Annotated in this window: 12 protein-coding genes; 2 read left to right on the top strand and 10 right to left on the bottom strand. The window is 76.3% G+C overall.

Annotated elements, in window-relative coordinates; all coding sequences use genetic code 11:
* Positions 1-53: 53 nt before the first annotated feature.
* Entirely contained in the window at positions 54-926 is an 873-nt protein-coding gene (locus HL054_RS17805; RefSeq protein WP_369140394.1) for a hypothetical protein, read from the top strand.
* Positions 927-931: 5 nt separating this feature from the next.
* Here HL054_RS17805 and HL054_RS17810 read toward each other — a convergent pair whose 3' ends face one another.
* Both HL054_RS17810 and HL054_RS17815 read right to left on the bottom strand, forming a co-directional pair.
* A complete protein-coding gene (locus HL054_RS17810) occupies positions 932-1,891 on the bottom strand; it encodes a glycosyltransferase family 2 protein (RefSeq protein WP_369140395.1) in 960 nt (319 codons plus the stop codon).
* Positions 1,888-2,748, bottom strand: coding sequence for a glycosyltransferase (locus HL054_RS17815; RefSeq protein ID WP_369140396.1), 861 nt, complete (start codon positions 2,746-2,748; stop codon positions 1,888-1,890). Before HL054_RS17815 ends, HL054_RS17810 begins: the two co-directional genes overlap by 4 nt.
* A 140-nt stretch (positions 2,749-2,888) precedes the next feature.
* Between HL054_RS17815 and HL054_RS17820 the strand changes: the two genes are divergently transcribed.
* A complete protein-coding gene (locus tag HL054_RS17820; RefSeq protein WP_369140397.1) occupies positions 2,889-4,100 on the top strand; it encodes a hypothetical protein in 1,212 nt (403 codons plus the stop codon).
* 34 nt (positions 4,101-4,134) lie between these two features.
* On the opposite strand, the gene HL054_RS17825 is transcribed toward HL054_RS17820, so the two are convergent.
* The 8 genes from HL054_RS17825 to HL054_RS17860 form a co-directional block, all read right to left on the bottom strand.
* Complete coding sequence (locus tag HL054_RS17825; protein WP_369140398.1) at positions 4,135-5,256, bottom strand: glycosyltransferase; 1,122 nt, start codon at positions 5,254-5,256, stop codon at positions 4,135-4,137.
* A complete protein-coding gene (locus HL054_RS17830) occupies positions 5,253-6,383 on the bottom strand; it encodes a glycosyltransferase (RefSeq protein ID WP_369140399.1) in 1,131 nt (376 codons plus the stop codon). The genes HL054_RS17825 and HL054_RS17830 overlap by 4 nt, the downstream gene beginning before the upstream one ends.
* Complete coding sequence (locus HL054_RS17835; protein WP_369140400.1) at positions 6,380-7,417, bottom strand: glycosyltransferase; 1,038 nt, start codon at positions 7,415-7,417, stop codon at positions 6,380-6,382. Before HL054_RS17835 ends, HL054_RS17830 begins: the two co-directional genes overlap by 4 nt.
* Positions 7,410-8,600 (bottom strand): glycosyltransferase family 4 protein, encoded by a 1,191-nt coding sequence (locus tag HL054_RS17840; protein ID WP_369140401.1) that lies wholly within the window; start codon positions 8,598-8,600, stop codon positions 7,410-7,412. Before HL054_RS17840 ends, HL054_RS17835 begins: the two co-directional genes overlap by 8 nt.
* Entirely contained in the window at positions 8,597-9,385 is a 789-nt protein-coding gene (locus HL054_RS17845; RefSeq protein WP_369140402.1) for a polysaccharide pyruvyl transferase family protein, read from the bottom strand. The genes HL054_RS17840 and HL054_RS17845 overlap by 4 nt, the downstream gene beginning before the upstream one ends.
* On the bottom strand, positions 9,382-10,515 hold the full coding sequence (locus tag HL054_RS17850) for a polysaccharide pyruvyl transferase family protein (protein ID WP_369140403.1): 1,134 nt from the start codon (positions 10,513-10,515) through the stop codon (positions 9,382-9,384). Before HL054_RS17850 ends, HL054_RS17845 begins: the two co-directional genes overlap by 4 nt.
* A gap of 197 nt (positions 10,516-10,712) precedes the next feature.
* The gene (locus HL054_RS17855; RefSeq protein ID WP_369140404.1) at positions 10,713-11,648 is read right to left on the bottom strand and encodes a glycosyltransferase; all 936 of its coding nucleotides are present in this window, start codon (positions 11,646-11,648) and stop codon (positions 10,713-10,715) included.
* Positions 11,649-12,153: 505 nt separating this feature from the next.
* Positions 12,154-12,525, bottom strand: coding sequence for a hypothetical protein (locus tag HL054_RS17860; RefSeq protein ID WP_369140405.1), 372 nt, complete (start codon positions 12,523-12,525; stop codon positions 12,154-12,156).
* Positions 12,526-12,633 lie beyond the last annotated feature (108 nt).

A 12,633-nucleotide genomic window follows, 5' to 3' on the forward strand; every position in this document is an offset into this window, starting at 1 on the left:
ACGGAGGCCAAGGTCACAGCCAGCCGGCGGGCAGCCGTGCCACCGTCGGGGGCGTGACCCGTCGACACCGAGTCCTCCTCACCCTGCTGACCGTGGTGCTCGTGGCCGGGTGCGGTGCCGGGGACGACGACGACTACGTCCGCCCGGCCGGGGCGGCGGCCGTCACCGACGGGCCGCCCACCCCGCCCGGGCCGGACGACACGGGCGTCCCGGCGGGCACGGTGCTGGAGCCCAGCGGCGACCTCGAGGTGACCGAGGAGGGCGCCGTGGTCGACGGCCTCGACGTCGACGGCTGCGTCGTGGTGCGCGCCGACGACGTCACCATCCAGAACACCCGCATCCGGTGCGGCGACCCGGACACGGCGAACGTCGTGCAGGTGGCCGACGGGGTCACCGGGCTGCTGGTCCAGGACACCGAGATCGACGGCATGGGCACCGCGGACATCGGGGTGGGCTGGAGCGACTACACGCTGCGCCGGGTGGAGATCCACCGCACCAACGACGGCGCCCGGCTGGGCGACGACGTGCTGATCGAGCGCTCCTGGATCCACGACATGACCCGGCAGGGCGAGCTGCACCCCGACTGCGTGCAGGCGACCCAGGGGGTCGGCATCACGCTGCGGGGGAACAACCTCGACGTCCCGGCCCGGGACATCGGCGACCTGAACAACGCCGCGATCATGCTCGGCAGCGAGACCGGCAAGCGCCGGCTGGAGCAGGTGCTGGTCGAGGGCAACTGGCTCAACGGCGGCAACTACACCGTCAACGTCCGGCAGGACACCGACCTGGACGACGTGGTGTTCCGGGGCAACGTCTACGGCCCGGACAGCCGCTACGGCCCCGCCCAGGCCCCGGCCGGCGTGGTCTTCGAGAACGAGGGCATGGCCGAGCCCGGCGACCGGTGGGCGCTCAACGAGGTGGGCTGAGCGGCTCACGCGGCCACCCGCTCGAGCGGCAGGTCGGCGTCGACGTCGGCGGGCACCGCGGCCCAGCCGCCGCGCCACTCGGCCCGCCGCCGCCACGCCGCCCGCCAGACCCGGTCGCCCTCCGGCCGGCGCACCTCGAGCAGCGCGCGCAGCGCGACCCCGCTGTGCAGCAGCGCGTTCGACACCGCCCGGCGCAGCGCCGAGCGGCGGCGGAGGTGCAGCGTGGCCTTGCCGCGCAGCACCATGACGGTCTTGCCCGCCGACGACGACGACGCGCCACCGGCGTGGGTGGCGACGACGACCGGCAGGAACGAGCGCTCCCAGCCCAGCTCGGCCGCCCGGGTGCTCAGGTCCACGTCCTCGCCGTACATGTAGTACCGCGGGTCGAAGCCGCCCAGCGCATCCCACAGCGCCGTCCGGACGAGCAGGACGCAGCCGGAGACCACGCCGACCGGGCGCTCGGTGTCCCGCGCCCAGCCGTGCAGGTCGAAGGTGTTGGCCCAGGCCGACCGGCGGAAGGCGGTGGACAGCCCGGTGCCGAAGCAGACCTCGCTCCACAGCGAGGGCCGGCCCAGGGCGGAGTAGGGGTCCAGCGAGCCGTCCGGCCGCTCGAGCCGGCCGGTGACGATGCCCCGCCGCGGGTCGGCGTCCAGGTGCGCGACCAGCGCCTCCAGCGCCCCCGGGCGCAGCAGCGCGTCCGGGTTGAGCAGCAGCAGCCGCTCGGCGGTCGTGTAGCGGCGGGCCAGGTTGCAGGCCCGGCCGAAGCCGACGTTCACCTCCGAGCGCAGCGCCGTCACCCGGCCGGCGTGCCGGGCCAGCACCGGGGTCAGCGGCGGCTCCGAGGCGTTGTCCAGCACGACCACCTCGACCTCGGGGCCCACCGCGGCCAGCAACGCGTCCAGGCACCGCGCCAGCCAGTCCGGGGAGCCGTAGCCGACCACCAGGACGCCGACCGGGGCGCTCACGCCGCGCTCCGGGAGGACTCGTCGCGGTTCCAGACCGCGGTGCGGCCCCGGCGGGCCTTGACCCAGGCCCCGGCGCGGACCACCACCGACAGGGCGAGGAACAGCAGCTTCTTCTGCGCCGGCACGCCGGGGGTGGCCAGCAGGCCGCGGGCACCCCGGGGGGCCTCGGCGGCGTCGATCGGCAGCTGCGCCGACTCCAGCTGGACGTTGCCCGCCCGCACCCGGACCAGCCGGTCGACCAGGGCCGGCAGCCGGCGGGAGGGGTGCAGGGTGAACCCGGGCTCGGTGGTCACCCGCTCGGCGGGGTCGAAGACCCGCCGGGCGTAGAGGTCGTCGGCCACGACCGGGGGGAAGGGCGCCAGCCGCCGGTGCCCGGCCTCGGACACCGCGAACACCCCGGACCCGACGTACCGGTCGTTGAGCACCGGCAGGGCCAGCCAGACGTCGTAGTACCAGCGCACCCAGCGCGAGCACCCGGTCAGGTCGGGGACGGGGCGGGCGCCGGCGACCAGCGCCGGGCCGGCGCGCAGCTCGCGGGCCATCGCCCGGGCGGCCTCTGTGCTCAGCTCCACGTCGGCGTCCAGGTAGATCCGCGGGAAGCCGGTGGCGGCCGCGTCCCCCGCGTTGAGCGCGCCGGTCTTGCCGGCCGCCGGCAGGTCCAGGACCCGGACGTCCGGGCCGTGCGCGGCCGCGCGGGCCGCCGTGTCGTCGGAGCAGCCGTTGGCGACGACGACCACGTCGAACTCCCCGGGCTCCGACCGGGCCAGCAGCGCGGTCAGGCAGCGGTCGATGACCTGCGACTCGTCGTGCGCGGGCACGACGACGGACGTCGGCGTGCGGACGGGCTGGGCGGGCACGGGGTTCCTCGTCTCTCGGGATGCGGTCCGGGTGGGGGGTGGCGGGGGCGGCGGGCCACGATCGGTGGTGACTGGGGTCACCGGAGGACCACCCGTCCGGGCGATCCACCGCGGTCCCGGGTCTGCCGACCATCAGTCCCATGACGACGCTGCACCCGACCCGCCGCACCGACCGGTCCCGACGGGGCCGCCTGGCCAGGCGCGCCGGCGCGGTCGCCGCCGCCGCCCTGGCCGTGCTGACGGCCCTGACCGTGCTGCCCGTCGACCGGGCGGACGCCGCCTCGTCGATGTGGGTGGCCTACGAGGGCCGCTCGATCAGCATGGCGCCGGTGCCCGCCCAGCCGGTCGAGCTCACCGCCGTGGCGTCCTCGCCGCTGACCGCCGTCTCCTTCTCCGTGGGCGGCGCCGTGGTCGGCAGCACCACCGCCGTCACCGCGACCGAGGGCACCTGGCGGGCGACCGCCACCGTCGACCTCACCGGCCGGTCCGGGCTGACCGCCGTGCGCACCCGGTTCACCAACGGCCAGGTCAGCTCCACGGTGGACAAGACCCTGCGGGTGACGCCGGTCGCCACCGCGCCGGCCGTGGCCGCCCCGACCACGCTGGCCGGGCCGGACACCACCGGCGTGCCGGCCGGCGTCCGGCTGACCCCGCAGGTCGGTGACCTCACGGTCTTCAAGTCGGGCACGGTGATCGACGGCATCGACCTCGCCGGCTGCATCACCATCCGGGCCAACGACGTGGTCATCCGCAACAGCCGGATCACCTGCAGCGCGTCGGCGACCAACATGGTCGTGGCCACCAGCGGCAGCTACACCAACCTGCTGGTGCAGGACAGCGAGCTCGACGGCTCGGGGATCGTCGACATCGGCATCGGCTGGCAGAACTACACGCTGCGCCGGGTGGAGGTCCGCGGCACCAACGACGGCGCGCGGGTCGGCAGCAACACCACCGTCGACGCCTCGTGGATCCACGCCATGGTGCGCAAGGGCGAGCTGCACCCCGACGCCGTGCAGAGCACCGGCGGGGGCAACATCACGATCACCGGCAACACCCTGGACCCGCGCAACTACACGACCGGCGACCAGGGCAACGCCTCGATCATGCTGGGCAGCGAGCTGCGGCCCTTCTACCTGCAGGACGTCGTGGTCGCGGGCAACCGGCTCAGCGGCGGCAACTACACCGTCAACGTCCGCGGCGACGCGACGATCACCCGGGTGTCGCTGAGCCGCAACACCTTCACCGCCGACGCCAAGTACGGCCCGGTGCTCGCACCGCCGACCGTCACGGTCACCCCGGACAACGTCATGGCCGAGACCGGCGCGCCGGTCACCGTGGTCCCGACGAAGTGAGCCGCGGCGCGGGCGCCCCGCCGGGCGCCCGCGCTCAGCCGGCCAGCAGCTGCGCATGACGCCTCGCCCGTCGGGCCCAGGTGTGCTCGGCGGCGAACGCCGTGCACTCCTCGGCGGTGGCCGGGTCCCGGGCGTCGGCCAGCGCCGCTCGCAGCGCCGCGGCGACGTCGTCCGGCCCGGTGGTGCGGTGCACGTGCGGAGCGGCCAGCCAGCGGACCGCCGGCAGGTCGGAGGCGACGACCGGCAGCCCGGCGGCCAGGTACTCCAGCAGCTTCAGCGGGAAGCTCGCCCGGTTGAAGTCGCTCTGCGTGTAGGGCACCAGGCCGACGTCGCAGGCCCGCACCAGCGCCGCGACGACCTCCGGTGAGCGCTCGCCCAGCGGGCGCAGCGCCCCGCGGTCGACCAGCGCGGACCAGCGGTCCTGCAGGGAGAACGTGGGCTGCTGCCGGCCGACGGCGACCACGGTGACCCCGGCGGCGCAGGCGGCCTCCAGCACGTCGAAGTCGATCCGGTCGCTGACCATGCCGATGAAGACCGCCCGCGGGGTGGGGACCCCGGCGAGCAGGTCGGCGACGTCGGCCCGGCCGGCGTCCACGTCGCAGCCGGGCGGGAGGACGTGCACCGCCGTCCGGGCGCCCATGGCCGCGGCCGCGTCGGCGAGCACCGGGGAGACCACGGCGACCTCGTCGACCTGCGCCAGCAGCGCGCGGCGGTGCCGGGCGATCCGCGCCCCGGCCCCGTTGATGAGGGCCGCGCCGGCCACGTAGTCGTCCTTGAGCAGCAGCTCGGACCGCCACGACCGGAGGAACCGGAGCGTGAGCGGGTGCGCCGCCGTCACCAGCACCGCCGGACGGCGGGCGTGCCGGGCGGCCACGCGCACCAGCACCCCGAGCCAGACCGCGGTCAGCACGGCGAGCCCGCGCCGCCGGCCCCACGGCAGCATCCGCGGGGACAGCACGGTCAGCCCGTCGACGCGGCGGCGGTGCGGCGGGACCGGACCGCGCTTCCCCAGCCCGAAGACCGGCACGGGCGGGTCGACGTACAGCACCTCGGCGTCGGCGGCCAGGGCGCGGGCCAGGCGCTGGTCGGTCAGCTGGTGGCCGTCGTAGGCGGTCGACGCCAGCAGGACGATCGTCCCCGGCGGGGTGGCGGTCACCGGTCCCCCGCGAGCAGCTCGAGCAGCGGGCGGTGCCGCGACCGCCAGGACATCTCCCGGATGCAGGCCTGCCGCTCGGCCTCCGGCTGCCGACCCAGGGCCAGCGCCCGCCGGGCACCGGCGAGGTGGTCACCGCCGGGCTCGACCCAGGCGACCCGGTCGCCGGCCACCGCGGAGCCGGGCAGCCGGGTGGCGACGACCGGGGTGCCGGAGGCGAGGTACTCGTAGAGCTTCAGCGGCGACATCGCCTCGGTGAGCGGCGTCCGGTGGTGGGCCAGCACGCAGACGTCGCTGGCCTGGGCCAGCGCGACCACCTCGGCCCGGGGGCGGGAGCCCAGCAGCTCGACGCCGGGGACGGCGGACAGCTCGGCCCTGACCGCCGGGTCGACCAGCGGACCGGCGACGTGGACGGCGAAGCCGCCCTCGGCCAGCGCCCGGAACGCGCCCAGGTCCAGCCGCGCGTCGACGGTGCCGGCGTAGAAGGCCACCGGACGGGGGCGGCGGACCGGCGCCGGCGGCGGCACCGCCCACAGCGCGGCGTCCACGCCGTTGGGCACCACCAGGCCGGGCCCGGTCGGGGCGATCCGGTCCAGCAGCACCTGGGAGACCGCGACCACGGCCATCCCGCTGCGGGCGATCCGCTCGTAGGCGGCCAGCGTCTGCTCGCGGTGCGCCGCGTGCGACGGGATCGCGGACTCGTCGTCCTGCGCGTAGAACACCCGCTGCCGGGCCCAGCGGGAGTCGGCCAGCGCGGCGTGCCAGAGGTTGAAGGTGACCAGCGCCGGGCGGCGCAGCCCGTGCCGCCGGGCCGCGACCGCCGTCTGCAGGTCGTAGGCGCGGTAGCGGCGGCGCAGCGCACCGGCCGGCACCGGCGGCGGGGTGACCAGGCTGAGCGGCCGGACCCCGCGGAGCCCCGGCCGGCGCGGCGCCGGCCGGTCCCCCCGCAGCCGGCGGCGGACCTGCGAGGCGACGCCGCGCGGGTGGTCGGCGACCAGCACGGTGCCGACCTCCTCGGCGGCGAACAGCGTCTGCAGGGTCTGGTCGGCCGTGGAGTAGAAGCCGCGGCGGACCGCGTCGGTCCAGGTGTCGGAGACCAGGGCGACGACGACGTCGGTCGTGCCGGTCATGCCCGGGCCCCCGCCGTCGCCGGGCCCAGGAAGACCGCCGCGTACCGGTCCGCCACCGCCGACCACTCCCGGCCGGCCAGCTCGGGCACCGCCGCGGGGTCCCGGTCGGCCGCCGCGGCCAGCGCGGCGGACAGGTCGTCGGCGGTCAGCGGGTGGGTGAAGCCGCGCACCCAGTCGGCGCCGACCTCGGCTCGCAGCGCGGCGGTGACCGCGTTCTCCGGCACCAGCACCGGGCAGGCCAGCGACAGCGCGGCGAACAGCACCCCGGAGTTGTGGATCTCCCGGTACGGCAGCACCACCACGGTCGCCGCGCGCACCAGGGCGCTCAGCTCCTCGTCGGGCAGGAAGGACAGGTGCGGCTCGACCCGCGGGTCGGCGGCGGCCGCGTCCTCCACCAGGGCGCGCATCGCCGGGGTGGCCGGCTCGCCGGCGACCACCAGCCGCGCGGCCGGGTCGGCCAGCTGCCCGAAGGCCTCGACCAGCACGTCGACGCCCTTGTACGGGCGGAGGAAGCCGAAGAACAGCAGCGTCCGGCCGTCGTCGCGGGGCAGGTCGCCGGCGGCGCCCAGCTCGGCCCGGTAGTGGCCGTGCGGGATGGTGACGACCGGCGCGCCGCGGCGCACCTTCGTCTCGTCGTTGAGCCGGACGTGGCAGGTGACGCGGCGGTCCAGCGCGGCCAGCAGGGCACGCTCGACCCGGTGGCCCCGCTCGTGCGGGGCGACGTTGTGCACGGTCCGGACGACGCCGGGCCGCAGCACGCGGATCCGCAGCAGCAGCAGCGCGAACAGCACGCACCGCAGCGCCTGCCGGGGCCTGCTGCGGTGCCGGATGAGGTTCTCCGGCCAGTGCACGTGCAGCACGTCCCAGCGCCCGACCAGCGCCGTCCGGTAGGAGAACGACAGCAGCTCGAGCCGCTGCGGGTCCAGCGCGGCCGCGACGTGGTCGGCGTAGCTGGGGTGCGCGCCGCCGAGCCGCACCGACTGCAGCACCCGGACGGGCCGGCCGCCGGGCTGCGACGGGGTGGGGTCAGGCACGGGGGTCCTCCGGGGTGGTCTGGCGGAGCGGCAGGAGCGCGGGGCGGGTGCCGTCGGGCGGGCGCAGGCCCAGCGCGTCCAGCAACCGGGCCGCGACTGCCCGCCAGGTGAAGAGCTCGGCGCGGGCGGTGGCCCGGGCGCCGAGCAGGGCGGCGGTGGCCGGGTCGGCCAGCTCCCGCATGGCCTCCTCCACCGCCCGGTCGTCGGTGGGGTCGACCACCCGGCCGGCGTCGCCGATCAGGTCGGCCGAGCCGCCGACGCTGCCGCCGATGCTGGGCAGCCCCGCGGCGGCCGCCTCGGTGAAGACGATGCCGGCGGGCTCGAAGAGCGACGGCATGACGAAGCACGTCGCCCCGGCGAAGAGCCCGGCGAGCCGGGCGCGGTCGGCCGGGGAGTCCTTGCGCAGCACGCCGTGGGTGCGCACGCCGGGGACGTCCAGCGGGGGGTGCCCGCCGACGACGTCCAGGGTGGCGTCCGGGTGGTCCCGGTGCAGCCGGCTGAACGCCCGGACCACCCGGTCGCCGTTCTTGCGCTGCCAGTCCAGACCGACGAAGAGGAACCGCGGCACCGACCAGACCCGGCCGGCGCCGGCACCCACCGCGGCGGTGCCGGTGCCGACGACGGCCAGCCGCTCCAGCGGGACGCCGTAGTCGCGGGCGATCGCGGTCGCGGCCCAGGAGGACTCGGTGCAGCAGACCCGGGCCGCGCGGTAGGCGTGCCGCTGGATCTCCGTCCGCCGGCGCACCGTGCCGGCGCCGACGTCGGGCCAGCGGCCGTAGCCGTGCCGCCGGGCCTGCAGCACCGTCATGTCGTCGTAGACCGCGACCGGCGCCGACGTCCCCAGCGCGAAGCCGGCGCCGACCTGCACCCAGGCGTCCACGGCGGTCGACCGCGAGCGCGCCGAGGCGGTGGCACCGCGCAGCCGGGCGACCGGTGCCGAGTACAGGCCGCGGGAGGCCCGGGCGCGCAGCCGCTGGTCCAGCCCGCCGCGCTCCGCCCCGCGGCCTCCCGCGACCAGCGCGACGCCGCGCTCGAGCACCGCAGGGGGCGCCGCCCGGAGCACGGGCACGTCCACGCCGAGGGACCGCAGGCCGGTGACCACGCCGTACGGGGTGCCGGAGCGGGCGGCCGGGTCGCGGGCGTCGTCGGTGGCGACCACGCCGACCCGCAGGGTGCCGCTCATCGCCACAGGTCCCGGGGGAAGGCCTCGGCCAGTGCCGGGTCCAGCGTCGCCGGGGCCTCGCCGCCCGCGTCGATCGCCGCGGCGACGGAGTCGGCCGGGTGGAACGCGGACCGGCCGGTGCCGGCGTAGTAGTCCTCGTACTTGAACAGCGGCTCGGCGCCGGGGCGGACCAGCCGGGCCGGGATGCCGAAGCTCTCGGCGACCACGACGCCGTGCAGCGAGGAGCCCACGACCAGGTCGCTGTTGGCGATCCGGGCGAGCACCTCGCCGACGTCCGTCCGCGGGTCTAGGAAGCCGGGCGTGCCGCGCAGGGCCGGGGCGTCGTGCAGGTTCGGGACGACGGTGACCGGGGTGCGGGGGCCGGGCCGCAGCAGCGACCCGCGCGGCCACAGCCGGCCGACCAGCAGGCCCGGGTCGCCGTAGACCTCCGGCACGGCGATGCCGTGCTGCTGGAGCACCTCGCGGGTGCGCGGTCCCCGCACGGCCCGGACGTCGAGCCGGCGGGCGGTCACCGGCGCGTCCAGGCTCTTGCCGTTGACCCCGGAGCCCCAGACGACGTCGCCGTCCCGGGCGAAGTGCAGGACCGAGCCGATGGACAGCAGCCGCGCGTCGGCGACCGCGGTGCCCAGCCCGGCCCGGCGGAGCAGCTCCTGGACCACCATCGGGCCCAGCAGGTCGCCGAAGTTGCCCACCGGCCGGGTGATCCGGGCGGGCAGGAGGCGGGAGACCCGGCGGCGCGGGTTCCAGTGCACCAGCTCGACCCGCGGGGCCACGGCGGCGGTCACGCGACCCTCGCCATGGCCAGCCGCATCGCCTCGGCCGCCCGCTCCAGCCGGAGGCCGAGGTCCTCGACGGAGCGGCGCAGCGCGGGCCGGTCGGCGTCCGCCGCGGCCAGCCCGGCGGTCACGAAGTCGACCAACGTGTCCGCGGTGAGCTCGCTGGTGCGCAGCACCCAGTCGCCCCGGCCGACCGACAACTGGAAGTCCCGGCACTTCGGGCGGTACTCCAGCGCCAGGGTGGGGATGCCCAGCCGGGCCCCCAGCACGAGGGCGTGCAGCTTCTCCCCCACCACCACCGAGCAGCGCTTGAGCGCGGTGTCCAGCTCGGCCAGGCCGACGGCGTTCGGGCCGGAGACGGTGACGCCCGCGGCCGCGCACTCCCGGGCCACCTCGCTCAGGTGGGCGCGGTCCTGCACCGTCGTGGCGAGCAGCGCCACCTCGTGGCCGGCCGCGGTGAGCCGGCCGATCGCCGTCACCACCGACGCCCGGAAGGCGGCGTGGTCACCGCCCCACAGGTCGTCGGTGACGCCGAAGTTCACCCCGACCCGCACGCGGCCCGCCGGCCGGTCGGCCGGCTGCCCGGCTGACTGGTCGGGCAGCGCGATGGCCGGGTCGCCGACGACGAGGCTCTCCAGCCCCATCGAGGCCACCGTGGCCTGGCTCAGCGGTCCGCGGACCCGCACCATGTCGAACTCGGTGAGCAGCGGCCGCCAGGCGGCGACCTCGCCGGCCACCCCGGCCCGGCGGCCCTCCCGGAACTCCAGGTCCTCGACGCCCACGCCGAGCATCACCCGCGGGGCGTCCGGCGCGGCGCGCATCAGCCGCTCGAGGGTCTCCCGGAAGTGGCCGTTGAGCACCAGCGTCCCGCCACCGAGGCAGATCACCGAGACCCGGCGCAGCGCCGCGGCCGAGAGCGGCGCGATCCCGCCGTGGTTGGGCACCTGGACGACGTCCCAGCGGGGCAGCAGCCGCCGGTGCGCCGCGATCATCGCGTCGTCCCCCAGGTTTCCGTTGCCGGACCAGCCGACGTAGGCCACGCGGTGCCGGGTCGCCGAGGCGGGGGCCGGCGGGAAGGACCGCCAGAGCCGGCCGGTGCTGCGCGCCGAGGTGAGGAGGGCGCGCGGGGAGGGGGGCATGGGTGTTCCGTTCGGGGATCAGCGGAACTCGACCAGCCTGCGCGGCACGGCTCCGCACCCGGTCGGGGAGGGGCTGCGCACGCAGTCGGTGGAGCGACGAGAGGGCGACGCGGTGACCGGGATCCCCCGACCGGTCCCGCGGTGGGCGTGCCGGCGACCGCCCCGTGGGCGGCCGGCCGGCGAGAGGGTGCGCCGGGTCAGACCAGCGCGAACGGGGCCGCGTTGCCGCGTCGGCGGACGCGGGTGGCGGCGGCGGCGAACAGCAGGTCGGCGGTCACGCCGTCGACCTCGGCGGTGGCGGCGAGCCCGCGCTCCCCCAGCATGCTGGCGATCTGCAGCTGGTGGTCGTCGACGTGCTCCCCGTGCTCGGGACGGCGCGGGACCAGGACCGGGAACTTGCCGGCCTGCAGGGCGGCCAGGGCACTGCCGGTGCCCGCGTGGGCGACGACGGCGTCGGCGTCGGCCATCGCCTCGAACAGCTCGGCCGCCGGCACGCGGGGGCGGGCGTCGATGCCCAGGCCCGTCACGTCGGTCGAGCCGGTCTGCCAGAGGACCTCGGCCCCGGCCGGCAGGACGGCGAGCAGCCGCTCCACCAGCCGCCGGAAGCCGTAGGACTCGGAGGTGCCGAGGGACACGACCACGCGGCGCAGCGCCACGGTGTCGGCGGCGCGCTCGAGGCCGACGCCCTCGTAGCCGTCGAAGACGGAGCCGCCGTAGGACCAGTGCCGGTCCGACCACGACTCGTGCTGGGTGTACAGGCGGACGCCGGGGACCCGGCGCAGCAGCCGGCCGGACAGTGAGGGACCGTGCACGCGCGTCGCGCTCTCCAGGTAGTAGCAGGGGATGCCGTGGGTACGGGCGATCGGGAGCACCGAGAGGGCCAGGCTGGCCCCGGTGCTCACCACCGAGGTGATCTCCTCGTCCTTGAAGGCGGCACGGGAGTCCCAGGCGTTCCGGAGCACCGCGCCCCAGTCGCGGGTGGGCGCCGGTGCCATCCAGTGCACCCGCTCGTCGGCGAGCAGGGAGCGGGTCTGGGCGGTGGGGACGGTCATCCACAGCCGGTCCTCGTCGACCGGCAGGCGGGGAGCCAGGGTCACCAGCTGCATCAGGTGACCCCCGTCGTTCGCGACCATCAGGGCAGTCAAGGTCAGGCCTCGTTCCGATCGGAGCTCGGTGTCGGTGTCGGTCGAGGACGTTCGACGTTGAGCCGGCCTCCGGGGTGCGGCCCGAGTGAACCGCGTCCGGCCCGCCCCCTGCCAGCCCGGGATCCGGCCGGTCCGGGCTCGGTGGTTGATCAGCACAGAGTCGACAAGTCGCTACGGAGCGCGACACGCCTGCCCGACCTGCACCGTCACGGCGCGTTCACCTCTGGGCGGGCGTGACGTCGCGACACGACCGCGTGGGAGAAATCACATCGGGTTGTTGAGTGGTCACTCATCGTGGTGTCGATCCCACGAATCGGTACTCAGCGGTAACCGAGAGCTACGACACGATGAGGGTCATGGCGTTACGTGGTGTCGGGCACACTCAACGTCGCGTCGCGAGGTACGTGGCCTGAAGACTCGACAACACAGCGGCGTGGCACTGCGTGACCGATGCCTCACGGTGGTAGGAGCCGTCGGTGGCTGTGCGTGAGGCTCAGTCGGCCGCGAGCTGGGTGCGCAGGACGGTCGCGAACTCCTCCGCGGGCTCGAGCGCCGGAACGGCGGCCCGCCCGATCGGCAGGCCCAGCAGCCGGGACCTCACGACGACGTGCCCGCGGACGGAGAGGACGGCCCGCCGTCGCCCACCGCCCAGCTCGTGCCAGCTCAGCACCATCGTCATGAGGGTGGCCAGCGAGTCCGGGTGGACGACCGCGTAGGACACCGAGGCCGCGTTGGCGAGGTCCTCGCGGATGGCGCCGTCGAAGCGGCCCGCGGTGGCGGCGTGCGCACCGGCAGCCCGGATCTCCGCGGGCGAGAGCCGCGTCTCGACCGCGAACTCCAGCGCGTCGACGCCAGCTGCCCCCACTGCACACACCTCAGAACTCGCTGTCCGCCGAGGACCGGCGGAAATGGCCTCACGAGAAGTGAGGATCGGAGCACGGGAAGTGAGCCGATGCCATTCCTGGACCGGAGG

The organism is Modestobacter versicolor, assembly GCF_041028285.1.
GTDB classification, from domain to species: domain Bacteria; phylum Actinomycetota; class Actinomycetes; order Mycobacteriales; family Geodermatophilaceae; genus Modestobacter; species Modestobacter versicolor_A.

Coding starts and splice junctions, on each gene's coding strand:
- HL054_RS17840 (WP_369140401.1), bottom strand. CDS start 8,600: ATGAGCGGCACCCTGCGGGTCGGCGTGGTCGCCACCGACGACGCCCGC.
- HL054_RS17850 (WP_369140403.1), bottom strand. CDS start 10,515: ATGCCCCCCTCCCCGCGCGCCCTCCTCACCTCGGCGCGCAGCACCGGC.
- HL054_RS17820 (WP_369140397.1), top strand. CDS start 2,889: ATGACGACGCTGCACCCGACCCGCCGCACCGACCGGTCCCGACGGGGC.
- HL054_RS17855 (WP_369140404.1), bottom strand. CDS start 11,648: ATGGTCGCGAACGACGGGGGTCACCTGATGCAGCTGGTGACCCTGGCT.
- HL054_RS17830 (WP_369140399.1), bottom strand. CDS start 6,383: ATGACCGGCACGACCGACGTCGTCGTCGCCCTGGTCTCCGACACCTGG.